Annotated in this window: 21 protein-coding genes; 3 read left to right on the top strand and 18 right to left on the bottom strand. The window is 70.9% G+C overall.

Features of this window, described 5'->3' with window-relative positions:
• The first annotated feature begins 34 nt into the window (after positions 1-34).
• Entirely contained in the window at positions 35-2,200 is a 2,166-nt protein-coding gene (locus AB0D74_RS13900; protein ID WP_362584743.1) for an AAA family ATPase, read from the top strand.
• A 27-nt stretch (positions 2,201-2,227) separates the two neighbouring features.
• On the opposite strand, the gene rpsD is transcribed toward AB0D74_RS13900, so the two are convergent.
• The 6 genes from rpsD to AB0D74_RS13870 all read right to left on the bottom strand — a co-directional run bounded on the left by rpsD (position 2,228) and on the right by AB0D74_RS13870 (position 8,393).
• On the bottom strand, positions 2,228-2,842 hold the full coding sequence (rpsD, locus tag AB0D74_RS13895) for a 30S ribosomal protein S4 (protein WP_046726586.1): 615 nt from the start codon (positions 2,840-2,842) through the stop codon (positions 2,228-2,230).
• 310 nt (positions 2,843-3,152) lie between these two features.
• On the bottom strand, positions 3,153-4,508 hold the full coding sequence (locus AB0D74_RS13890) for a replication-associated recombination protein A (RefSeq protein ID WP_362584739.1): 1,356 nt from the start codon (positions 4,506-4,508) through the stop codon (positions 3,153-3,155).
• Between the two features lie 59 nt (positions 4,509-4,567).
• Positions 4,568-5,224: a vitamin K epoxide reductase family protein gene (locus AB0D74_RS13885; protein WP_362584736.1), complete on the bottom strand. Its 657-nt coding sequence runs from the start codon at positions 5,222-5,224 to the stop codon at positions 4,568-4,570.
• A gap of 240 nt (positions 5,225-5,464) precedes the next feature.
• Positions 5,465-6,280, bottom strand: coding sequence for a tetratricopeptide repeat protein (locus AB0D74_RS13880; protein WP_362584733.1), 816 nt, complete (start codon positions 6,278-6,280; stop codon positions 5,465-5,467).
• A gap of 129 nt (positions 6,281-6,409) precedes the next feature.
• The gene (gene hisS, locus AB0D74_RS13875; protein ID WP_362584730.1) at positions 6,410-7,672 is read right to left on the bottom strand and encodes a histidine--tRNA ligase; all 1,263 of its coding nucleotides are present in this window, start codon (positions 7,670-7,672) and stop codon (positions 6,410-6,412) included.
• Between the two features lie 13 nt (positions 7,673-7,685).
• Positions 7,686-8,393, bottom strand: coding sequence for an MBL fold metallo-hydrolase (locus AB0D74_RS13870; RefSeq protein WP_362584727.1), 708 nt, complete (start codon positions 8,391-8,393; stop codon positions 7,686-7,688).
• Between the two features lie 178 nt (positions 8,394-8,571).
• On the opposite strand from AB0D74_RS13870, the gene AB0D74_RS13865 reads away from it, so the two are divergent.
• Positions 8,572-9,396: a peptidylprolyl isomerase gene (locus tag AB0D74_RS13865; protein WP_362584724.1), complete on the top strand. Its 825-nt coding sequence runs from the start codon at positions 8,572-8,574 to the stop codon at positions 9,394-9,396.
• 135 nt (positions 9,397-9,531) lie between these two features.
• A complete protein-coding gene (locus tag AB0D74_RS13860) occupies positions 9,532-10,761 on the top strand; it encodes a DUF349 domain-containing protein (protein ID WP_362584721.1) in 1,230 nt (409 codons plus the stop codon).
• Between the two features lie 89 nt (positions 10,762-10,850).
• Here AB0D74_RS13860 and AB0D74_RS13855 read toward each other — a convergent pair whose 3' ends face one another.
• From AB0D74_RS13855 to AB0D74_RS13800, 12 genes are all read right to left on the bottom strand, one after another.
• Positions 10,851-13,379 (bottom strand): bifunctional (p)ppGpp synthetase/guanosine-3',5'-bis(diphosphate) 3'-pyrophosphohydrolase, encoded by a 2,529-nt coding sequence (locus tag AB0D74_RS13855; RefSeq protein WP_362584717.1) that lies wholly within the window; start codon positions 13,377-13,379, stop codon positions 10,851-10,853.
• 230 nt (positions 13,380-13,609) lie between these two features.
• Complete coding sequence (locus AB0D74_RS13850; RefSeq protein WP_362584714.1) at positions 13,610-14,149, bottom strand: adenine phosphoribosyltransferase; 540 nt, start codon at positions 14,147-14,149, stop codon at positions 13,610-13,612.
• Positions 14,146-15,255 (bottom strand): protein translocase subunit SecF, encoded by a 1,110-nt coding sequence (secF, locus tag AB0D74_RS13845; RefSeq protein ID WP_362584711.1) that lies wholly within the window; start codon positions 15,253-15,255, stop codon positions 14,146-14,148. Before secF ends, AB0D74_RS13850 begins: the two co-directional genes overlap by 4 nt.
• Before the next feature lie 3 nt (positions 15,256-15,258).
• Positions 15,259-17,064 carry a protein translocase subunit SecD gene (secD, locus tag AB0D74_RS13840; protein ID WP_362584708.1) on the bottom strand — a complete coding sequence of 602 codons (1,806 nt, stop codon included), beginning with the start codon at positions 17,062-17,064 and terminating at the stop codon, positions 15,259-15,261.
• Between the two features lie 141 nt (positions 17,065-17,205).
• Positions 17,206-17,733: a preprotein translocase subunit YajC gene (yajC, locus tag AB0D74_RS13835; protein ID WP_362584705.1), complete on the bottom strand. Its 528-nt coding sequence runs from the start codon at positions 17,731-17,733 to the stop codon at positions 17,206-17,208.
• Between the two features lie 394 nt (positions 17,734-18,127).
• Positions 18,128-19,201 carry a Holliday junction branch migration DNA helicase RuvB gene (gene ruvB / locus AB0D74_RS13830; protein WP_362584702.1) on the bottom strand — a complete coding sequence of 358 codons (1,074 nt, stop codon included), beginning with the start codon at positions 19,199-19,201 and terminating at the stop codon, positions 18,128-18,130.
• A 27-nt stretch (positions 19,202-19,228) separates the two neighbouring features.
• Positions 19,229-19,834: a Holliday junction branch migration protein RuvA gene (ruvA, locus tag AB0D74_RS13825; RefSeq protein WP_362584698.1), complete on the bottom strand. Its 606-nt coding sequence runs from the start codon at positions 19,832-19,834 to the stop codon at positions 19,229-19,231.
• Positions 19,831-20,370 (bottom strand): crossover junction endodeoxyribonuclease RuvC, encoded by a 540-nt coding sequence (gene ruvC, locus AB0D74_RS13820; protein WP_362584695.1) that lies wholly within the window; start codon positions 20,368-20,370, stop codon positions 19,831-19,833. Before ruvC ends, ruvA begins: the two co-directional genes overlap by 4 nt.
• A gap of 204 nt (positions 20,371-20,574) precedes the next feature.
• Positions 20,575-21,327 carry a YebC/PmpR family DNA-binding transcriptional regulator gene (locus AB0D74_RS13815; RefSeq protein WP_189264651.1) on the bottom strand — a complete coding sequence of 251 codons (753 nt, stop codon included), beginning with the start codon at positions 21,325-21,327 and terminating at the stop codon, positions 20,575-20,577.
• A 52-nt stretch (positions 21,328-21,379) separates the two neighbouring features.
• Positions 21,380-21,985 (bottom strand): pyridoxal 5'-phosphate synthase glutaminase subunit PdxT, encoded by a 606-nt coding sequence (gene pdxT / locus AB0D74_RS13810; protein WP_362584690.1) that lies wholly within the window; start codon positions 21,983-21,985, stop codon positions 21,380-21,382.
• Positions 21,986-22,004: 19 nt separating this feature from the next.
• A complete protein-coding gene (pdxS, locus tag AB0D74_RS13805; protein ID WP_362584687.1) occupies positions 22,005-22,910 on the bottom strand; it encodes a pyridoxal 5'-phosphate synthase lyase subunit PdxS in 906 nt (301 codons plus the stop codon).
• Between the two features lie 104 nt (positions 22,911-23,014).
• Positions 23,015-23,566, bottom strand: coding sequence for a hypothetical protein (locus AB0D74_RS13800; protein ID WP_362584684.1), 552 nt, complete (start codon positions 23,564-23,566; stop codon positions 23,015-23,017).
• Positions 23,567-23,619: the final 53 nt, after the last annotated feature.

Raw genomic sequence — 23,619 nt, 5'->3', positions numbered from 1 at the left:
CGGACTGAACACGGTTAAGTACGCTCCGTGTCCCATGCGAGGTCCTCAGCGCCCCGGCCCTTCGGCGGACGGCAATCTGCCCCTGGAACTGACCGCTTTCGTGGGCCGGTCGGCCGAACTCGGCGAGCTGTCCCGGGCCCTTGGGTCCGGTCGGCTCGTGACGGTGACCGGGACCGGCGGGGTGGGCAAGTCCCGGCTGGCGGCCCGGGCGGCGGCCGGCGTGGCACCCCGGGACGGGGTGTGGCGGGTGGAGCTGGCGCCGGTGCGCGATCCGGAGCTCGTGGAGTACGCGGTCGTGGAGGCGCTCGGCCTGACCGACCACACCACCCGGCTGCCGCGCGAGACGCTCCTGGAGCAGTTGGCCGGCCGGCGGATCCTGCTGCTGCTCGACGGGTTCGAGCATCTGGTCGACGCGTGTGCGGAGCTGGTGGCCGAGCTGCTGCGGCGGCTGCCGGACCTGGCCGTGCTGGCGGTGGGCCGACGGCCGCTCGGCGTGGCGGGCGAGCTGCTGTTCCCGCTGGGTCCGCTCGGCGCGGACGACGCGGTGGAGCTGTTCGCCGAGCGCGCCGGGCGGCAGGGGCTTCAGGTGCGGGACTGCGCCGAGGTGCGGGAGGTGTGCCGGCGTCTGGACGGAATCCCGCTGGCGGTCGAGCTGGCGGCGGGGCGGCTGCGGGCGCTGTCGCCGGGGCAGTTGCTGGAGCGGCTGGACGACCGGTTCCGGCTGCTGACCGGCGGCGGGCAGGACGCGCTCCCCCGCCACCGGACGCTGCGCACGGCGATCGGCTGGAGCCACGAACTGTGCACGCCCGCCGAGCGGTTGCTGTGGGCCCGGCTGTCGGTGTTCGCGGGGACCTTCGACCTGGAGGCCGCCGAGTACGTGTGCAGCGGGGACGGGCTGGCGGCCGAGGAGGTCCTGGACGTGCTGGCGGAGCTGCTCGCCCAGTCGGTGGTCTGCCGTGCGGAGACACCGTCGGGCGTGCGCTACCGGATGCTGGACACCGTGCGGGCGTACGGCGCGGACTGGCTGGCGGCGACCGGGGACGCGGGGCGGCTGCGGCGCCGGCACCGGGACTGGTTCATGGGGCTGGCGACCTGGTGCGAGCTGGAGTGGTTCTCGCCGCGGCAGGGCCAGGTGGCCGCGCGGGTCGAGAGCGAGCTGCCGAATCTGCGGGCGGCCCTGGACCACTGCCTGACCGAGCCGGACGAGGCGCATCTGGGCCAGTACCTGGCGGGTTCGCTGTGGTTCCACTGGGCGGGCTGCGGACGGCTCTCGGAGGGGCGGCGCTGGCTGGAGCGGAGCCTGGAGCTGGACTCGGAGTATCCGCAGTCCCGGCTGAAGGCGCTGTGGGTGCTCGGCTACGTGGCGATCCTCCAGGGCGACGCGGTGCCCGCGCTGGCCGCGCTTCAGGAATGCCGTGCGGAGGCCGAGCTCGCCGCCGACCCGACGGCGGTGGCGTACGCGGAGCACCGGACCGGCTGTCTGGCGCTGGTCACGGACGACATGGCGCGCGCGGAGACGCTGCTGCGTTCGGCTCTCCACCGCTACCAGGAGATCGGCGAGCTCAACAGCAACGTCCTGATGGCGCAGGTGGAGCTGGCGATGACCAGGGCGTTCCGCGGTGATCTGGCGGACGCGGTACGGCTGTGCGAGGACGTGCGCCGGGTGTGCGAGGACCACGGCGAGAGCTGGGCCCGTTCGTACGCGCTGTACGTGCTGGCGTACGCGGCCTGGCAGGACGGCGACCACGCGGTGGCCCGGGAGCTGCTGACCGACTGCCTGGGCCATGCCCACGGGTTCCGAGACCTGCTCGGCTCGGTCCTGTCGATCGAGCTGCTCGCCCTGGTGACGGTGGCGCAGGGCGATCCGGCGGAGGCGGCGGTGCTGCAGGGCGCGGCCGGGCGGATGTGGCCGTCGGTGGGGCTGCCGCTGTTCGGCTCGGCGTACTACAACGCCCCGCACGAGCTGTGTGCGGCGACGGCCCGGCGGGCGCTGGGCGAGGAGCGGTACGCGCAGTGCGTACGGCAGGGGGCCCGGCTGGACCGGGAGGCGGCGGTGGCCCGGGCGCTGGAGTACTTCGGGGTACGGGCGCCGGAGGTGCTGCCGGCGCCGCGCGGGCCGGTGCGGCAGCGGCGGGAGGGCACCGACATGCGGAAGCCCGCCGCCTCGCCCACCCGGAAGGGCGGGGAGACGGCGGGCTGACGCTGAGGTGCTACACCCGGCCGGTGATCAGCGGGCGTAGTACTCGACGACGAGCTGCTCGTCGCAGATGACCGGAACTTCCTTGCGGTTCGGCTCGCGGTCCAGGCGGAACGCCAGGGCCTTGAGGTTCACCTGCAGGTAGCGGGGGGTCTCGCCGTCGGGGGCGAAACCGCCCTCGCGGGCGACCTGGAAGAGCGTCTTGTCCTTGGAACGGTCGCGGACCTGCACGACGTCGTCCGGACGGACCCGGAAGGACGGCTTGTCGGTCTTCTGGCCGTTGACCTGGATGTGGCCGTGGACGACCATCTGGCGGGCCTGGTAGATCGTGCGGGCGATGCCCGAACGCAGGACCAGCGCGTCGAGGCGGCGCTCCAGCTCGACGATCAGCGCCTCACCGGTCTTGCCCTGCACCTTGGAGGCACGCTCGTAGGCGCGGACCAGCTGACGCTCGGAGATGTCGTACTGCGCGCGCAGACGCTGCTTCTCCAGCAGACGGACCTTGTAGTCCGAGTTCTGCTTGCGGCCGCGGCCGTGCTCACCCGGCGGGTAGGGGCGGGCCTCGAAGTACTTGACGGCCTTCGGGGTCAGCGCGATGCCGAGGGCACGCGACTTCTTGACCTTGGGGCGGGACTGGTTCGCCACTGTCTCTTTCTTCCTTCTGATATTCGGCTTGTCAGGGTTGAGGGAGGTCGCAATCCGCAGCCGGGGAAACCCTCCGGATCCCGTTGCCGGGTCTGGTGGGCAGCCGCTCCCCTGGTCTGGGCACATACGTGCAGCACGCGAGTGGCCCACCGACCGGTCCCGTCGTCTGTGACCCGACGGATGGTGGTGGGCTGCCCGCGACACCGATCGACGGTGCGCGACGCTCCTGGATCCCCCTTGACGGGGGTTCCGGCCGGTTGTCCCGCTCTGACTGCGCGGGACTCGGCGCTCGGGGAAGTCTACAGGCTGCTCAGGACCGCCTGCGACCGAGGTGCTTCCTGGTCCACTCGACAGCGTCGGCGTACCGCGCCTCGGAGCCGTGCCGGGTCGGGGTGTAGTACTCGCGGTCCTTGACGGTGTCCGGGGCGTACTGCTGCTCGGCGATGCCCTCGGGCAGGTCGTGCGGGTAGACGTACCCCTGCGCGTGGCCGAGCTTGGCGGCGCCCTTGTAGTGCCCGTCGCGCAGGTGCGGGGGCACCTGTCCGGCCAGGCCCTTGCGGACGTCCTCCAGGGCGGCGCCGATCGCGGTGGTCGCGGAGTTGGACTTGGGGGCCAGGGCGAGGGCGATGGTGGCGTGGCTGAGGGTGAGGGCGGCCTCGGGGAAGCCGATCATGGCGACGGCCTGGGCGGCGGCCACGGCTATGGGCAGGGCGTTCGGGTCGGCGAGGCCGATGTCCTCGCTCGCGGAGATCATCAGGCGGCGGGCGATGAAGCGGGGGTCCTCGCCAGCCTCGATCATGCGGGCGAGGTAGTGCAGGGCCGCGTCGACGTCGGAGCCCCTGATGGACTTGATGAGAGCGCTGGCGACGTCGTAGTGCTGGTCGCCGTCGCGGTCGTACTTGACCGCGGCCCGGTCGACGACCTCCTCCAGGGTGGCGAGGCCGATCTCCGTCTCGCCCTTGTCGAGGGCGGCCCCGGCGGCGGCCTCCAGGGCGGTCAGGGCGCGGCGGGCGTCACCGCCGGCGATGCGCAGCAGGTGCTCCTCGGTGTCCTCGGGGAGGGTGACGGCCGCCTTGAGGCCCCGCTCGTCGGTGAGGGCCCGGCGCAGCAGGTCCCGGACGTCGTCGTCGGTGAGCGGTTCGAGGGTGAGGAGCAGGGAGCGGGACAGGAGCGGGGAGATCACCGAGAAGTAGGGGTTCTCGGTGGTGGCGGCGATCAGGGTGACCCAGCGGTTCTCGACGGCCGGGAGCAGGGAGTCCTGCTGGGCCTTGCTGAAGCGGTGGATCTCGTCGAGGAAGAGGACGGTCTCCTTGCCGTAGCCCCCGGTGGCGCGGCGGGCGCCGTCGATGACCGCGCGGACCTCCTTGACGCCGGCGGTGATCGCGGAGAGCTCCACGAACCGCTTGTCGGTGGCCTTGGAGACGACGTACGCGAGGGTCGTCTTGCCGGTGCCGGGCGGTCCCCAGAGGACCACGGACGAGGGTCCGGCGGGGCCGCCGGAGCCCGCGCCGACCAGTCTGCGCAGGGGGGATCCCGGCTTGAGCAGATGCTGCTGGCCCACCACCTCGTCGAGGGTGCGCGGGCGCATCCGCACCGCCAGGGGGCTCCCGGTCGGGTCCTTCTCCTGGCGTTCTTCTGCGGCGGCGGTGAACAGGTCGGGTTCCACGCTGAAACCCTAAGTCACGGCACTGACAATCCCGCCGGGGCCGTCGGTGGCCCCGGTCGTCAGCTGGTCCAGAAGTCCCACCAGCGGGTCAGGATCAGCATGCCGATGATGCCGACGTGCAGGACGGGCAGCACCCAGGTGAACTCGCCGAAGAACGACTTCAGCCAGTTCGGCGTCGGCAGGAAACCCTTGCGGATGTTGAAGGAGGTCACGTACCAGAACATGGTGATCGTGGCGACCCAGGCCAGCGAGCACCACAGGCACAGGGCGTTGATCCGGTACAGGGACTGGAACTGCAACCAGGTGCAGAAGCCCACCCCGAAGAGGGTGCCGAAGTTGAAGGTCAGCCAGTACCAGCGGGGGAACCGGGCGCGGCCCAGCAGGCTCATGCCGACACAGATGACGATGCCGTAGCAGACCAGGCCGAGCATCGGGTTCGGGAAGCCGAAGGCGGCGGCCTGCTTGGACTCCATGACGCTGCCGCAGGAGACCACCGGGTTGAGGCTGCACCCGGGGGTGAACGTCTTGCCCTCGACCTTGGCTTCCAGCAGCTTGAACTTGTCGATCGTGATGACCCAGGCGGCCAGCAGGCCGGCGGCGCCGGTGATGATCAGCAGCAGCGCGAAGGCGACGCTGCCGCCCTCCGTGCGCGGTGCCGCGGAGGCGTCCTCGGGCTCGGGCTCGGTGGAGACGTCCTTGACTGTCGTCTTGCTCATCACGCCGATTCCGTCTGTTTGAGAGTTGGAACTTCTTCGGGCAGGGGCCATTGTGCCGCACGAGGCGCCCTGTCCACCGTTCGGTGGACATAAGGAAGTACGCACGGTCGCCCCGGAAAGCTCGGTTCCGGCCGTTGCCCGGGGGCCATGACGGCACAGGGATACGCGTGACGGTCCCGGGTGGGCATCGTCCGGCGGGACGAACCGGCGCGCACCGGGTTGACGGTGCTGACGGTCCGGTCAGGCGCCGTCGAAGCGGTCGAGCAGGGCCCGGGCCTCGGTGACGCGGTAGTGGTCCGGGCCGAAGGCGGCCACGCAGGCGTCGCGGGCGGCCGTGGCCAGGGGGCGGGCCTCGGCGCCGCGGTCCAACCCCACGAGGGCGGTGGCCTTGGCCAGTTCGACGGCACCGGTCTCCGGGCGGCGCTGGTCCTCGGACAGGCTCCGGTGCAGGTCTTCGGCGTCCAGCGCCTGCGCCAGGGCCTCCTCGTGGCGGGCCTGGCCGTTGAGGCTGCGGGCCAGGCCGAGCCGCAGGGCGAGGGTGAGCCGGTCGGGCGAGTCACGGGCGGCCAGGGCGGCACGGGCGAGCGCCTCGGCCTCCTCGTGGCGGCCCTGCGCGTTGACGGCGTAGATCTGTCCGTTGCGGGCGGCCCCCGCGAGGACCCGCAGCTGCGAAGCCGTACCGCGGGCCGCCGCCCTGGCGACGGCGGCGCACTCCGTCTCGCACTCGGCGTACCGGTCGAGCGCGATCAGCGCCTGGGCGCGGTTCGAGCGCAGTTGCAGCGTGAACGGGTGCTCGGCGCCGTGGTTCCTGCCGAAGACGGGCAGCAGCGCGTCGTACTCGGCGAGGGCCTCGGCATGACGGCCCTGGGCGCCCAGGGCCGTCGCGACGAGGCTGCGAGCCGCCGGAGCGTGCCTGGCGTCGAGCCCGGCGACCGCCCGTGCCTCGGCCGCCGCCTCGGCGTACCGCCCGGCTCGGAAGTGGGCGTGCGCCAGGTGGAGAGGAGAGTTCGCCGGGGGCCGGGGGTCCACGCGGTCACGCGACCGGAAGAATCTCATGCACGCAGCGTAGAGATGCCGCGCACACCCGTTCGGACACTTCGCCGAGCGTTTACCGTGCCGGCCAACTGCGCTGATTCCCCGGCGAGTTGACCGGCCGATGACAGGCGGGCCGGTCTCCCGGTCCCGTCAGCCGAGCCTCGACTCCAGCTCCGCCACGATCTCGTTGACGCCCACCGCCGCCTGCTCGCCGGACTCCATGTCCTTCAGCTGGACGACGCCCTCGGCGAGGTCCCGCTCGCCGGCGACGATCGTGAAGCGGGCGCCGCTGCGGTTGGCGTTCTTCATGGCGCCCTTGAGGCCCTTGGCGCCGTAGGAGAAGTCCGCCGCGATGCCGACCTTGCGCAGCTCCGTGACCTTCGCGAAGAGGACGCGTCGCGCCTCCTCGCCGAGCGGTACCGCGAAGACGCTGGTGGCGGACGGGATGTCGAGTTCGATGCCCTCGGCCTCCAGCGCCAGGACCGTGCGGTCGACGCCCAGGGCCCAGCCGACGGACGGCAGCGCGGGGCCGCCGATCATCTCGGAGAGGCCGTCGTACCGGCCGCCGCCGCCCACCGCGGACTGGGAGCCCAGGCCGTCGTGGACGAACTCGAAGGTGGTGCGGGTGTAGTAGTCCAGCCCACGGACCAGCTTCGGGTCGTCCTCGAAGGCCACGCCCGCCGCCGTGATCAGCTCGCGGACCTCCTCGTGGTACGCCTTGCAGGCGTCGCAGAGGTAGTCCCGCAGGAGGGGGGCGTCGCCGAGCTGCTTCTGGACCGACTCGCGCTTGTCGTCCAGGACGCGGAGCGGGTTGATCTCCGCGCGGCGCAGCGTGTCCTCGTCCAGGTCCAGGCCGCGCAGGAAGTCCTGGAGCGCGGCGCGGTACACCGGGCGGCACTCCTTGTCGCCCAGGCTGTTCAGCAGGATGCGGAAGTCGCGCAGGCCCAGCGAGCGGTACGCCTGGTCGGCCAGGATGATCAGCTCGGCGTCCAGGGCCGGGTCCTCGGCGCCGATCGCCTCGGCACCGACCTGCGAGAAGTGGCGGTAACGGCCCTTCTGCGGGCGCTCGTAGCGGTAGTACGAGCCGGAGTACCAGAGCTTGACGGGGAGGTTGCCGGTCTTGTGGAGGTTCGCCTCCAGGGCGGCGCGCAGCACGGAGGCCGTGCCTTCGGGACGCAGGGCCAGCTTGTCGCCGCCCTTCGTCTCGAACGCGTACATCTCCTTGGTGACGATGTCGGTGGACTCGCCGACACCGCGCGCGAAGAGCTCGACGTTCTCGAAGCCCGGGGTCTCGATGTAGCCGTAGCCGGAGTTGCGCAGCGGGGCGGCGATCGCCTCGCGGACGGCCAGGTACTTGGCGCTGTCCGGCGGGATCAGGTCGTACGTGCCCTTGGGGGCCTGGAAGGTGCTCACGGAAGGTCTCTCGTCACATTCCTCGTCGGGGAGCGTCCTGCGCTCCCTGGCCGGCGGCCACCTGCCGCAAGTAGGCGTTGGTGGCGCGCTCCTGGCCGATGGTCGTCTGGGGGCCGTGGCCGGACAGCACCACGGTGGAGTCGTCGAGCGGCAGGCAGACACGGGCCAGCGAGGCCAGCATGTCGTCCATGGAGCCGCCCGGCAGGTCCGTGCGTCCGATGGAGCCGGCGAAGAGCAGATCGCCCGAGAAGAAGACCGAGGGGATCTCGGCCGTCTCCGGCATCCGGAAGGTCACCGACCCCTTGGTATGGCCCGGCGCGTGCGCGACGGAGAGTTCGAGTCCGGCCAGCTCCAGCTTCGCGCCGTCGGTCAGCTCGAAGACGTCGTCGGGCTCCCCCACGGTCAGCTCGCCCATCAGCGGCATGCCGATGGACCGGCCGAGCGCCTTCTCGGGGTCGCTCATCATGTACCGGTCCTCGGGGTGGATCCAGGCCGGTACGTCGTGCGCTCCGCAGACGGGGACGACCGAGGCCACGTGGTCGATGTGGCCGTGGGTGAGGACGACGGCGACGGGCTTGAGCCGATGCTTCTTCAGTGCTTCCTCGACGCCTTCGGCGGCCTGGTGGCCGGGGTCGATGATCACGCACTCCGCACCGGCGGCGGGGGCGACGAGATAACAGTTCGTCCCCCAGGCCCCGGCGGGGAACCCGGCAATGAGCACGATCGTCCTTCGTTGTGTCGGTTCGGGCGGCTACAAGCTGTGGTCCAGAGCCTACCGGCGCTGCCGTTTCCTCAGCGAACCCATATACGGTACGGGGCTACACGCAGCAGTCGGCTCACACAGCGCACAGGACGCACGCGTACCGGTCGACACACGACACGCATGAGGAGAGAACCCGGTGGTCAGCCAGGAGCAGCGGCGGCGTCAGCTCGCCCGGGAGAAGTTCTTGCGGCAGCAGCAGCGGCGCACCAGCGCACGGCGCAAGACACGCACGCGCAACTCCGTGATCGCGTCGGTGCTCGGCGTGGTCGTGATCGGCAGCGTCACGCTGTACATGACCGGTGCGCTGAAGGGCAACGACGACAAGGCGAACGCCGGCTCGGAGACGACGCCCAGCGCCTCCGCCTCGCCCAGCAAGGCCCCGGACCCGTGCGAGAAGGCCGCGGCCGGCTCGGTGCAGAAGCTGAGCTGGAAGAAGGAGCCGGCGATGACGATCGACACGTCGGCGAAGTACACGATGACGCTGTCGACGACCTGCGGCGACATCGGCATCGCGCTGAAGACGTCGGCGGCCCCGCACACCGTGAACTCGTTCGACTTCCTGGCGTCGAAGGGCTACTTCGACCACACCAAGTGCCACCGGCTCACCACCAACGGCATCTACGTGCTGCAGTGCGGCGACCCGACGGGCACCGGAAGCGGCGGTCCCGGGTACACGATCCCCGACGAGAACCTGAAGGACACGAGCCTCAAGGGCGGTGTCTACCCGGCGGGTACGATCGCGATGGCCAACACGGGCCAGAAGCACACCGGTGGCAGCCAGTTCTTCCTGGTCTACCAGGACAGTCAGTTGCCGGCCACCTACACCCCGTTCGGCACCGTCGACGCGGCCGGAATGAAGGTCCTGAAGAAAATCGCCGCCGCTGGTGAGAACACCGGACAGGGTGACGGAGCCCCGAACGCGACGGTCGTGATCAACAAGGCCACGGTCGCGAAATCCTGACCACGAACTGCGAAATTTCGGTCGCGCGGGATGCGGACAGGCAACCCGCCGGTCGCCTATGTTGGCCGTGACGAAACTGTGGACGATGCCCGGGGGCGCTGAGGCCCCTCGCGGGCATCATGTGGAGGAGGCGCTGTGAGCAGCGACCCGTGGGGCCGCGTCGACGAGACGGGGACCGTGTACGTGCGTACGGCCGACGGCGAGCAGGTCGTCGGGTCCTGGCAGGCCGGCTCCCCTGAGGAGGCGCTGGCCTACTTCGAGCGCAAGTACGAGGGCCTGGTTGTCGAGATCGGCCTCCTCGAAAAGCGAGTACAGACGACCGACCTGTCCGCCAAGGACGCCCAGGTCGCCATCGACCACCTGCGCGAGCAGGTGGAGGCGCACCACGCGGTCGGTGACCTCGCGGCACTCCGGGCCCGGCTGGGCGAGCTGGTGAAGACCGTGGACTCGCGCCGCGAGGAGCGCAAGGCGCAGCGTGCCAAGCAGTCCGACGAGGCCCGTCAGGCCAAGGAGGACCTGGTCGTCGAGGCGGAGCAGCTGGCGCAGTCCGACCAGTGGCGGGCGGCCGGCGAGCGGCTGCGGTCCCTGGTGGACACCTGGAAGGGCCTGCCGCGTCTGGACCGCAAGTCGGACGACGAGCTGTGGCACCGCTTCTCGCACGCCCGGTCGGCGTTCTCCAAGCGCCGCAAGGCGCACTTCGCGCAGCTCGACGCCCAGCGCGAGGACGCCCGCAAGGCCAAGGAGAAGCTGGTCGCCGAGGCGGAGTCGCTCTCCGACTCGTCGGACTGGGGTCCGACGGCCGCGCGCTACCGCGAGCTGATGGCCGAGTGGAAGGCCGCCGGCCGCGCCCAGCGCGAGCACGAGGACGACCTGTGGAACCGCTTCCGCGGCGCCCAGGACGTGTTCTTCGCGGCGCGCGGGTCCGCCTTCGCGGAGCGGGATGCGGAGCAGACGGAGAACCTGAAGCTGAAGGAGGAGCTGGCCGCCGAGGCCGAGAAGCTCCTGCCGATCACGGACCTGCGGACCGCGCGGTCCGCCTTCCGCTCGATCAACGAGCGGTGGGAGGCCATCGGCCATGTGCCGCGCGACGCGCGTCCGAAGGTCGAGGGCCGGATGCACACGGTCGACCGGGCCATCCAGGAGGCCGAGGAGGCCGAGTGGCGCCGGACCAACCCGGAGGCACGCGCGCGTGCCGCGGGTCTGACCGGCCAGCTGCAGGCCGCCGTGGACAAGCTGCGATCGCAGATCGAGCAGGCCCGCGCCCAGGGCAACACGTCGAAGGCGGACAAGCTGGAGCGTGAGCTGGAGGGCCGCCAGGCGCTCCTGGACCAGGCCCTGAAGGGCCTCCAGGAGTTCGGCGGCTGACCGGCGGCTGACCAGGCCGGCAAAGCGGTTCCACGACGCGGGGCCCCGTACACGGCGTACGGGGCCCCTCGTCGTATGTCCGTCCGCCGCTACGACCGGTTGCGCGCCGAGGTGACCCGGTAGACGTCGTACACGCCCTCCACGCCCCGTACGGCCTTCAGGACGTGGCCCAGGTGCTTGGGGTCGCCCATCTCGAAGGTGAAGCGGGAGGTGGCCACCCGGTCGCGGGAGGTCTGGACGGCCGCGGAGAGGATGTTGACGTGCTGGTCGGACAGGACGCGGGTGACGTCCGACAGGAGCCGGGACCGGTCAAGGGCCTCGACCTGGATGGCGACCAGGAAGACCGAGGACTGGGTGGGCGCCCACTCGACGTCGAGGATGCGCTCGGGCTCGCGGGACAGTGACTCGACGTTGACGCAGTCGCTGCGGTGCACCGAGACCCCGCTGCCGCGCGTGACGAAGCCGATGATCGGGTCGCCGGGCACGGGGGTGCAGCAGCGGGCCAGCTTGACCCAGACGTCGTCGACGCCCTTGACGACCACACCGGGGTCCTGGTTGCTGCGCCGCTTGCGACCGCGGGTGCGGGACGGCGGGACCGCCTCGTCGATCTCCTCGGTGGCCGCCTCCTCGCCGCCGAGGGCCTGCACCAGCTTCTGCACGACGTTCTGCGCGGCCACATGGCCCTCGCCGATCGCCGCGTACAGCGAGGAGATGTCCGGGTAGCGCATCTCGTGCGCCAGCGTGACCAGTGAGTCGCCGGTGAGGATGCGCTGGATCGGCAGGTTCTGCTTGCGCATCGCGCGGACGATGGCGTCCTTGCCCTGCTCGATCGCCTCGTCCCGGCGCTCCTTGGAGAACCAGCCGCGGATCTTGTTGCGGGCACGCGGGGACTTGACGAAGCCGAGCCAGTCGCGGGACGGTCCGGCGCCGGCCGCCTTGGAGGTGAAGACCTCGACCAGGTCGCCGTTGTCCAGCGTCGATTCGAGCGGCACCAGGCGGCCGTTGACCCTGGCCCCTATCGTGCGGTGGCCGACCTCGGTGTGGACCGCGTACGCGAAGTCGACCGGGGTGGCCCCGGCCGGGAGCGCTATGACGTCGCCCTTGGGCGTGAAGACGAAGACCTCGTTGCGGGACAGGTCGAAGCGCAGGGACTCCAGGAACTCGCCGGGGTCCTCGGTCTCCTTCTGCCAGTCGAGCAACTGCCGCAGCCAGGCCATGTCGTTGAGGTGGTCGTCCTTGCCCTTGCCGGACGACTTGGGCACGTCGGTGCGGACCTTGGAGGCGCCGGCGACGGCTTCCTGCTTGTACTTCCAGTGCGCGGCGATGCCGTACTCGGCGCGGCGGTGCATGTCGAACGTGCGGATCTGGAGTTCGACGGGCTTGCCGTTGGGGCCGATCACCGTCGTGTGCAGCGACTGGTACATGTTGAACTTGGGCATCGCGATGTAGTCCTTGAAGCGCCCCGGAACCGGGTTCCAGCGCGCGTGGACGGTGCCCAGGGCCGCGTAGCAGTCGCGGACGGTGTCCACCAGGACGCGGATGCCCACCAGGTCGTAGATCTCCGCGAAGTCCCGGCCGCGGACGATCATCTTCTGGTAGACGCTGTAGTAGTGCTTCGGGCGGCCGGTGACGGTCGCCTTGATGCGGGCCGCGCGCAGGTCGGACTGGACCTCGTCGGTCACTATGGCGAGGTACTCGTCCCGCTTGGGCGCCCGCTCGGCGACCAGCCGGACGATCTCGTCGTACATCTTGGGGTAGAGGATCGCGAACGCGAGGTCCTCCAGCTCCCACTTGATGGTGTTCATGCCCAGGCGGTGGGCGAGCGGCGCGTAGATCTCCAGGGTCTCGCGCGCCTTCTTCTCCTGCTTCTCGCGCTTGAGGTAGCGCATCGTGCGCATGTTGTGCAGGCGGTCGGCGAGCTTGATGACCAGGACGCGCGGGTCCTTGGCCATGGCGACGACCATCTTGCGCACGGTCTCGGCCTGCGCGGCCTCGCCGAACTTGACCTTGTCCAGCTTGGTGACGCCGTCGACGAGCAGCGCGACGACGTCGCCGAAGTCGCGGCGCAGGTCCTCCAGGCCGTACTCGGTGTCCTCGACGGTGTCGTGCAGCAGGCCCGCCATCAGGGTCGCCGGGTCCATGCCCAGCTCGGCGAGGATGGTGGTGACCGCGAGCGGGTGCGTGATGTACGGGTCGCCGCTCTTGCGCTTCTGGCCGCGGTGCCAGCGCTCGGCGACCTGGTAGGCGCGCTCGATCTGGCGCAGGGTGGCGTTCTCGATCTTGGGGTCGTTGCTGCGGACTATGCGCAGCAGCGGCTCCAGGACCGGGTTGTACGGGTTCGCGCGCTGCACGCCGAGGCGGGCCAGGCGGGCGCGGACGCGGTTGGAGGAGCCGGAGCGGGCGGGCTGGCCGCTGTTGGGGCGGGTCGCGGGGCGCTCGGGCGGGGCCGGCTTGGGGCGCGAGGTCTCCGCCGACTTCTCGACCGGCGCGGACTGGGCGTGCTCGACCGGCCCACGGGTGTCGTTCTTCGTCTGCGACACGTTCGGCGCGGGCTTGGCCGCAGGGGCCGAGGCGGGCTCGGGCTTGGCGGCTGTCAGTGGCTGGGCCTCGTCTGGCAAGAGGGCTCCTCGTGCGCGATCCGGGTCCCCCGGTCAGGCTCCGGAGTGCCCATGGTAGCGATCCTGGGCCATGTCATCGCCTTCAGGCCGGACGGAGGACCGTATACGGGAGAAACACCCGAGGCTGCCGTGGGATTCCACAAGGGTGTCGTGCGGGTGGCCAGGGTCCCCGCAGAACGCGCAACGGCCGCCCCTCGGAGGGGGCGGCCGTTGCGTCGGTCGTAGGGCGCTCAGACCTGGAGGAGGGCCTCCAGCGGCGCTCCCCGCAGGGCGGGCTCCAGGCGGTTCCGGCCGCCCAGGAAGCCCAGCTCCATCAGGACCGCGACGCCCGAGACCTCGGCACCGGCGCGGTGGATCAGCTGGATCGCGGCCTCGGCGGTGCCGCCGGTGGCGAGCACGTCGTCGACGATCAGGATCCGGTCCTCCGTCCCGAGGTCCTCGGCGTGCACCTCGATCTCGGCCGAGCCGTACTCCAGCTCGTAGGCCTGCCGGAGGGTGGCTCCGGGGAGCTTGCCCGCCTTGCGGACCGGGATGAAGCCGAGTCCGGCGCGGACGGCGACCGGGGCGCCCAGGATGAAGCCCCGGGCCTCCAGGCCGACGATCTTGGTGGCGCCGGTGCGCTCGGCGATCTCCGCGAGGGCGTCGGTGAGCGCGGTGAACGCGGCCGGGTCCGCCAGGAGCGGGGTGATGTCCTTGAACATCACGCCCTGCTCCGGGTAGTCCTCGACGTCCCGGATCCGGCTGAGCAGCAGCTCCTCGATGTCGGTCACCGGCGCTTCCCCGACGGTCGGCCACGGCCGCCCCGGTTGCGGGACGCGGGCTGGTTGCGGGGGCCGACGACGGCCGGAGCGGCGTCCTCGGGGTCCTCGGAGCCGTCCACCCGGGCCTCGGCCATCTCGTCCTCGGCCGCGGCCTGGGCACGCTTGGCGAGGACGCGCTTCTTCAGGGCCTTCATCTGCGGCTCGGCCTCCTTGAGGTCGGCGACGAGCGGCGTGGCGATGAAGATCGACGAGTAGGCACCGGCGGCGAGACCGACGAACAGCGACAGCGAGATGTCGTTGAGCGTGCCCGCGCCGAGGAAGCCGCCGCCGATGAACAGCAGGCCCGCGACCGGCAGCAGCGCGACCACCGTGGTGTTGATCGAACGGACCAGGGTGCCGTTGATCGAGTGGTTGGCGATGTCGCTGTAGGTGAAGCGGGTCTGCTTGGTGATGTCCTTCGTCTGCTCCTTGAGGCTGTCGAAGACGACGACCGTGTCGTAGAGCGAGTAACCGAGGATGGTCAGCAGACCGATGACCGTGCCGGGCGTGACCTCGAAGCCGACCAGGGCGTAGATACCGGTCGTGATGGTGATGTCGTGGATCAGCGCGACCAGGGCCGCGACCGCCATCCGCCACTCGAAGGCGATCGCCAGGTAGATCACCACGAGGACCATGAAGATGGCGAGGCCTTCCCAGGCCTTGTTGGCGATCTCGTCACCCCAGCTGGGGCCGACCAGGTCGGAGTTGATGGACTCGGGGTCCACCTTCATGTCCTTGGCCAGCGCGGCCTTGGTCGCGTCCGACTTCTCGGTGTCCATGCCGGCGATCTGGATGCGCAGACCGCCCGTGCCGAGCTTCTGTACGACCGCCTCGTGGCCGGAGGCCTGCTGCGCGTAGGTCTCCGCCTGGGACACCGAGACGCTGGTCTTCGAGGTGGTGAAGACGGCGCCGCCCTGGAAGTCGATGCCCATGTTCAGGCCGCGCACCGCCAGGCCGACGATGGCCGTGATGGTGATCAGGATGGAGACGCCGTACCAGATCTTGCGCTTGCCGACGAAGTCGTAGCTGATCTCGCCGCGGTGCAGTCGGGCGCCGAGGTTGCCGAGTTTCGACATCGCTCACGCTTCCTTCGGGTCGACAGGGCCGGCGGCAGGGCCGGCGGGACGGCGGGTGCGGCGCAGCGGGGCCTTGGCGCCCAGGCCCTTCGGGTCGAGGCCCGACCACTTGTGGCCGCTCGCGAAGAACTTACGCCGGGCGACGAGCGTCATCAGCGGCTTGGTGAAGAAGAAGACGACGACCACGTCGAGCACGGTGGTCAGACCGAGGGTGAACGCGAAGCCCTGGACCTTGCCGACGGTCACGATGAACAGCACGGCGGCGGCCAGGAACGACACGAAGTCGGAGACCAGGATGGTGCGCCGGGCACGCGGCCAGGCCCGCTCGACGGCGGGGCGCAGCGTGCGGCCCTCGCGGATCTCGTCCCGGATGCGTTCGAAGAACACGATGAACGAGTCCGCCGTGATGCCGATCGCGACGATCGCACCGCAGACCGCGGGCAGGTTCAGCGCGAAGTGGATCGTGGGGCCGAGCAGCGACATGATCGTGTAGGTGAGCGCCGCGGAGACCAGCAGCGACGGGATCGCGATCAGCGACAGGCCGCGGTAGAAGGCCACCAGGTAGATGATGACCAGCGCGAGGCCGATGGCACCCGCCAGCAGACCGGCGTGCAGCTGCTGGCCGCCGAGGGCGGCGGTCACGGTGGTGACGCTCTCGGTCCTGAAGGAGAGCGGGAGCGCGCCGTAGGACAGCATGTTGGAGAGGCTCTGGGCCTCTTCCTGGGTGAAGCTGCCGGAGATCTCCGCCTGGCCGCCGGTGATCGACTGGCTCACGGTCGGGCTGGAGACGACCTCGCCGTCGAGGACGATGCCAAACTCGTTCGTCGGCTGGGAGGCGTTCTTGGCCAGCTCGGCGGTGACGTCCGCGAACTTCTTGGCCCCGCCGCCGGTGAACGACATCTGGACCTGCCAGCCGGAGGCGCCCTGCGTGTCGAAGACGGCCTGGGCCTTCTTGACGTCGGTGCCGTCGACGCGGGCCGGGCCGAGCACGTACTTGTACCAGGCGCCACCGATCTGGCCGCAGGCCACGGTGGTGTCGGTCGGCTTGGCGCTCTTGCCGGCGGTGGCGCGCTGCGCGGCCTTGGTGCAGTCCAGCGCGGTGTACTCGGCCTCCAGCTTCGAAGCCGCGGCGGAGGCGCTGGCAGAGGCGCTCGCGTCGGCCGAGGAGGTGGCGGAGGGGCTCGCCGACGAGGAGGCGGTCGCCGAGGACGACGGCGTGGAGCCGGCCTTCAGGGCGTCGGTGACCGCGCGGCCCTGCGAGGTGGCCGAGGACGAGGGCGTGGCGGACGAGCCGGTCGCCTTCTGGGACCCGGACGCGCTGCTCGACGGGGTGGCGCTCGGGGAGGAGGTGGAGCTGCCGCTGGCGGACGCGCTCGGGGAGGCGCTCGACGAGGCGGCGGCGCTGGCCTCCTGGGCCAGGACGGGGCGGAAGTACAGCTTCGCGGTGGTGCCGACCTGCTGGCGGGCCTCTGCGGAGTTCGTGCCCTTGGGGATGTTGACGATGATGTTGCTGGTGCCCTGGGTCTGCACCTCCGCCTCGGACACGCCGAGACCGTTGACACGGCGGTTCATGATCTCGACCGCGGTGTCCATGTTGGTCTTGTTGATCGCGTTGGGCTGGCCCGGCTCGTTCCTCGCCTGCAGCGTGATGCTCGTACCACCGGCCAGGTCGATACCGAGACGCGGAGTGGTGTTTCCGGAGGCGAACATTCCGCCGGTGAGCGCCACGATGGCGATCAGGATGAGGGCCAGCGAGCGCCCTGGCTTGCTCTGGGCGCTCGCGCTCCGGCCCCTCTTAGGTGCTGCCACCTTCTCGTACTCCCTCTCGGGCCGCCGCGCGCCTGGTCGGTGCGGTCGGCCATGACATGGTGTCGGGATCCCGTGCGGGAAACAGACGCACCCGGGGTGCGGTGTGCGCGTGGGATGTGCGCACCGCTCCCCGGGACACGGCTACTTCGCGTCGGAGTCGCCGTCGGTCTTCTTCGGCTCTTCGTCAGCCTTCGCCTCGGCGGTCGCGGACTCGGCCGGCCCGTCGGTCTCTGTCTCCGTGTCCTCGTCCGCGGCGGCGTCCTTCTTCCCGAGGTCGACGGCCTTGTCGTCGGAGGCGGCGGCAGCTTCGGCAGGCTCGTCGTCGGTCTCGGTGAGGGAGGAGGCGTCGTCCGGGACGACGTCGGCGTCGGACTTCAGGTCGTGCTCGACGCCGTGCACGATGCGGTTGTACTCGTCGTCCGTGAGGATGGAGCCGATCGCGTTCTTCGCGAAGAGGAGGTCGACGCCCGGGCCGGCGTCGAGGAGGACGGTGTCCTCGTTGACTTCCTTGACCGTCGCGTACATGCCCCCGATGGTGCGGACCCCGTTGCCGGGCTGGATCTCGTTCCGCATCTGCGTGGCCTGCTGCTGGCGCTTCCGGGTGGAACGCGTCATCAGGAACATGGCCGCGATGAGGACGATGAACACGAGAAGAGGCAAGCTATTCACGGGACGGAATTTCCTTCGCGCAGCCGCGGCGGTGAGCGGCCTGGATGATGGGGGTGTGGTCGGCGCCGCCCGCAAAGGCGGCATCGGCGGAGTCTAAGCGAGTCCGCGCGCATGGAACAACGCTCAGCATGGCACCTGGGTTCCTGGGCCCGCCAATGCCCCGCCGTCACGAAGCGATCACGTCTGCGGCCGGAGCCTGGTCCACGGGCGCCGGGCCCTCCGGGCAGCGAGGGCCACGGGTCCGGGGCCGCTCCGGCGGCACGACGGACCCAGCACGTTCTCACCGGCAACGACTCGGGCACCGCGCACACCGGGAACGGGCCGGGCGCGGGACCGGGTATCGGCCGGGCACGGAGCCGGGCGTCGGCCGCACGCGGGACCGGGCATGTCCGCGTCAGGTGCCGAACAGGTCCTGCTGGCCCGTTCCGCCCGCTGCGCCGCGGGGGGCGGTGAGGCCCAGGTGGGCCCAGGCGGCGGGGGTGGCGACTCGGCCGCGAGGGGTGCGGGCCAGCAGGCCCTCGCGGACCAGGAAGGGTTCGGCGACCTCCTCGACGGTCTCCCGCTCCTCCCCCACCGCGACGGCGAGGGTGGACAGGCCGACCGGGCCGCCGCCGAACAGCTTCAGCAGGGCTTGCAGGACCGCGCGGTCCAGCCGGTCCAGGCCGCGCTCGTCCACCTCGTAGACGGCGAGGGCCGCGTGCGCGATGTCACGTGTGACAAGTCCGTCCGCCTTGACCTGCGCGTAGTCGCGGACCCGGCGCAGCAGCCGGTTGGCGATGCGGGGCGTGCCGCGCGAGCGGCCGGCGATCTCGGCGGCGCCGGCCGGATCGATCTCGACGTCCAGGAGGTTCGCCGAGCGGTGCACCACCCGCTCCAGCTCGCGCGGCTCGTAGAACTCCATGTGTGCGGTGAAGCCGAAGCGGTCGCGCAGCGGCGGCGGCAGCAGACCCGCGCGCGTGGTGGCGCCGACCAGGGTGAACGGGGGCAGTTCGAGGGGGATGGCGGTCGCACCCGGACCCTTGCCGACGATGACGTCGACCCGGAAGTCCTCCATCGCCATGTACAGCATCTCCTCGGCCGGCCGCGACATGCGGTGGATCTCGTCGAGGAAGAGGACCTCGCCCTCCTGGAGGGAGGAGAGGATCGCGGCCAGGTCGCCGGCGTGCTGGATGGCGGGGCCGGACGTGATGCGGATCGGTGCGCCCATCTCGGCCGCGATGATCATCGAGAGGGTGGTCTTGCCCAGGCCGGGCGCGCCGGAGAGCAGCACGTGGTCGGCGGTGGCGCCACGCGCGCGTGCGGCGCGCAGCACCAGGTCGAGCTGTTCGCGGACCTTCTCCTGGCCGATGAACTCGCCGAGGTCCTTGGGGCGCAGCGCCGCCTCGACGGCCTGGTCCTCACGGTCGGCGACGGCGCCCACCAGCCGCTCCGCGTCGGCGCCGGTGTCGGTCGGGTCGTCCCAGTTCATAAGTGATGTGCCTCAGCGGTGGTGGGGTCAGCGGGCGCGGTTGAGGGTCTGCAGGGCGGCCTTCAGGAGCTGGCCGACCTGGGGCGGGCCCCCGGCGGCCTCGGCCTGCGGGGCGACGGCGGTGACGGCTTCCTCGGCCTCCCGGGTCGCGTAGCCCAGGCCGATCAGGGCGGCGTGCAGCTGGTCGCGCCAGCCCTGGCTGACCGGCGCACCGATCGCGGGCGCGCCGACGGGCTCGCCGAGCCGGTCCTTCAGCTCGAGGAGCAGCTTCTGCGCGCCCTTCTTGCCGATGCCGGGGACGGCGATCAGCGCCTTCTCGTCACCCGTGGCGACCGCGCGGCGCAGCGCGTCCGGGTTGTGCACGGCGAGCATCGCCTGGGCGAGCCGCGGCCCGACCCCGCTCGCCGTCTGCAGCAGCTCGAAGACCTGCTTCTCGTCGTCGTCGACGAAGCCGTACAGGGTGAGCGAGTCCTCGCGTACGACCAGCGAGGTGGCGAGCTTGGCCGGTTGGCCCATGCGCAGCCCGGACAGGGTGTTGGGCGTGCACTGGACGGCGATGCCGATCCCGCCCACCTCGACCACCGCGGAGTCCGGGGCGAGGGCGGCGACCGGGCCGCTGACGAAGGCGATCATGCCGTACGGCCTTTCGTTGCGTTGGCTGCGTGCAGGGCGACGGCCTGCTGGAGTCGGTTCTGTGCGGGGGCGCGCCAGATGTGGCAGATGGCGAGCGCGAGGGCGTCGGCGGCGTCGGCGGGCTTCGGCGGCGCGCTGAGCCGGAGCAGCCGGGTCACCATGGCGCCGACCTGGGCCTTGTCGGCGCGTCCTGAGCCGGTGACGGAGGCCTTGACCTCGCTGGGGGTGTGCAGGGCGACGGGGATGCCCCGGCGGGCGGCGCACAGCATGGCGACGGCGCTGGCCTGGGCGGTGCCCATCACGGTCCGCACGTTGTGCTGGCTGAACACCCGCTCCACGGCGACGAATTCGGGCCGGTGCTCGTCCAGCCACTGCTCGATGCCCTGCTCGATGGCGACGAGGCGCAGGCCGAGTTCGGCGTCCGCGGGCGTCCGCACGACCCCCACACCGACCATGGTGAGCGGTCGCCCGGCGACACCCTCGACCACCCCGACACCACACCGGGTCAGCCCTGGGTCCACCCCCAGCACACGCACCGCGCCCCCCTCCCCTCTTTGCGGCTAAACCGCCGCCGCTCTCGCGGACCTGGCCGAGCGCCGTCGTGGTTCCTCGATTGATGATTGCGGTCCGTGGACGGCGATCCACGGATGGCGCCAGGCTAGCCGCTGCCACTGACAACGGCGGCGGGCTGGTAGGACGTGTCCCACCAGCCCGCCGATTCCGCTCAGCCCGCGGCAGCGTTACGCGTCGACCTTCTCCATGACCTCGTCGCTGACGTCGAAGTTGGCGAAGACGTTCTGGACGTCGTCGCTGTCCTCCAGGGCGTCGATCAGCTTGAAGATCTTCTTGGCGCCGTCCTCGTCCAGCTCGACCTGCATGGTCGGGACGAAGTTGGCCTCGGCGGAGTCGTAGTCGATGCCGGCGTCCTGGAGGGCGGTGCGGACGGCGACCATGTCGGTGGCCTCGCTGAGCACCTCGAAGGACTCGCCCAGGTCGTTGACTTCCTCGGCACCCGCGTCCAGGACGGCACCGAGCACGTCGTCCTCGGTCAGCTCGCCCTTGGGGACGATCACGACGCCCTTGCGGTTGAAGAGGTACGACACGGAGCCCGGGTCCGCCATGTTGCCGCCGTTGCGGGTCATGGCGACGCGCACGTCGGAGGCGGCGCGGTTGCGGTTGTCGGTGAGGCACTCGATGAGCACCGCGACGCCGTTCGGGCCGTAGCCCTCGTACATGATCGTCTCGTAGTCGGCGCCGCCGGCCTCGAGGCCGCCGCCGCGCTTGACCGCGGAGTCGATGTTCTTGTTCGGGACCGACTGCTTCTTGGCCTTCTGGATGGCGTCGTAGAGGGTCGGGTTGCCCTCGATGTCGACGCCGCCCATGCGGGCCGCAACCTCGATGTTCTTGATCAGCTTCGCGAAGAGCTTGCCGCGCTTGGCATCGATCACGGCCTTCTTGTGCTTCGTCGTAGCCCATTTAGAGTGGCCGGACATCTGCCTGTCTCCTTCGCGTAACCCATCCAAACAACGAACGGCAGAGATCCTACTAGGACTCCGTCGCGCGGCAGGCGTGCACCATGTCGACGAACAGGGAGTGCACGCGGTGGTCGCCGGTCAGTTCCGGGTGGAACGACGTGGCGAGCGCGTTGCCCTGGCGAACCGCGACGATGTGGCCCTCGTGCTCGGCGAGCACCTCGGTCTCGGCGCCGACCGACTCGACCCAGGGGGCGCGGATGAACACGCCCTCTACAGGATCGCCGTCGATCCCGCGTACGTCGACCGCCGCCTCGAACGACTCGTTCTGCCGCCCGAAGGCGTTGCGGCGCACGATCATGTCGATGCCGCCGATGGTCTCCTGGCCCGAGCGCGGGTCGAGGATCTTGTCGGCGAGCATGATCATGCCCGCGCAGGTGCCGTAGACGGGCATTCCGGCTCGCACGCGCGCGCGGAGGGGCTCCATCACGCCGAACAGGACGGCGAGCTTGGAGATGGTGGTGGACTCGCCGCCGGGGATGACGAGGCCGTCCACCTCGGCGAGTTCCTCGGGGCGCCGGACCGGCCTGGCCACGGCGTCCGCCGCGGCCAGGGCGATGAGGTGCTCCCGTACGTCGCCCTGGAGAGCCAGGACGCCTATGACAGGTGCGTCGGTCATGTGTGCGGAACCTCTGGCCTTACCAGCCGCGGTTGGCGTAGCGCTCGGTCTCGGGGAGGGTGTCGCAGTTGATGCCGACCATGGCCTCGCCGAGGTTGCGGGACGCGTCCGCGATGATCTTCGGGTCGTCGTAGAAGGTGGTCGCCTTGACGATGGCGGCGGCGCGCTTGGCCGGGTCGCCGGACTTGAAGATGCCGGAGCCCACGAAGACGCCCTCGGCGCCGAGCTGGCGCATCAGGGCCGCGTCGGCCGGGGTGGCGACACCGCCGGCGGAGAACAGCACGACCGGCAGCTTGCCGAGTTCGGCGACCTCCTTGACCAGCTCGTAGGGGGCGCGCAGCTCCTTGGCCGCGGCGTACAGCTCGTTGTTGTCGCAGCCGCGCAGCTTGGCGATCTCGCCCTTGATCTGGCGCAGGTGGCGGACGGCCTCGACGACGTTGCCGGTGCCGGCCTCGCCCTTGGAGCGGATCATGGCCGCGCCCTCGGCGATCCGGCGCAGGGCCTCGCCGAGGTTGGTGGCGCCGCAGACGAAGGGGGTGGTGAAGGCCCACTTGTCGGAGTGGTTGACCTCGTCGGCCGGGGTCAGGACCTCGGACTCGTCGATGTAGTCGACGCCGAGCGACTGGAGGACCTGGGCCTCGACGAAGTGGCCGATCCGGGACTTGGCCATCACCGGGATCGACACGGCCTCGATGATGCCCTCGATCATGTCCGGGTCGGACATCCGGGCCACTCCGCCGTCCTTGCGGATGTCGGCCGGGACCCGCTCCAGGGCCATGACGGCGACGGCGCCCGCGTCCTCGGCGATCTTCGCCTGGTCCGGCGTGACGACGTCCATGATCACGCCGCCCTTGAGCTGCTCGGCCATGCCGCGCTTCACACGGGCGGTGCCGGTCTCGGGGGTCTGGTTCTCACTGGTGGACACGGGTGACCTCACTCGCTGAAAGAGGGTTTCTGCAAACACCGAGGAAACGCGAGTGGACCAGTCCACAGCAAGGGCCAATGGGAAGGCGGTGGATCGTTTTCCGGTCAGGCCGTGCGCTCGACCAGCGCGGCAGGCGGTTCGTCGTCCATCTCGAAGGCCAGCGGGAAGGGGGCGTGCCCGGCCAGCCGGAACCAGCGGACCTTGCGGTGTTCGCGCAGCCGGCGGGCCGCGCCGACGGCGTCGTTGTGGAAGCGGCGGGCCATCGGGACCCGGCGCACGGCCTCGGCCAGCTCCCTCGTGGCGGCATCGCCGCCGGGCGCCTGACGGACCTCCTCGACCTGCTGCGGGTGCTCGAAGACGGCCCGCAGCGCCTGGCTCAGCTCGCTCTCCGCGACCTCCCGCTGCTCCTCCTCGGTCTGCCGGGCCGCGTGCGCGGCCTCGTACAGCACGATCGAGGAGGCGGGATCCAGCACCCCCGAGGTCGCCAGCTCCTGAGCCACCGACGCGCGCCGCAGCAACTGGGCGTCGAGGGCGGCCCGGGCCGCGTCGATCCGCGCGTGCAGCCGGTCCAGCCGTCCGGCGGTCCAGCTCAGATAGAGCCCGATCACCACGAGGGCGGCAAGAATCCAGAGGGTCCAGATGAGGGAAGCGCTCACGGGCGGAACGCTATAGGAGACGCCGGCAGCAGCGCCCCGTCAGGGGCGCGGGG

Origin of the sequence: Streptomyces sp. NPDC048278 (genome assembly GCF_040652195.1) — a bacterium.
Classification (GTDB): Bacteria; Actinomycetota; Actinomycetes; order Streptomycetales; family Streptomycetaceae; genus Streptomyces.
Note: the sequence above shows the minus strand (reverse complement) of the source record. Positions and strands in the feature narration are given on the sequence as shown.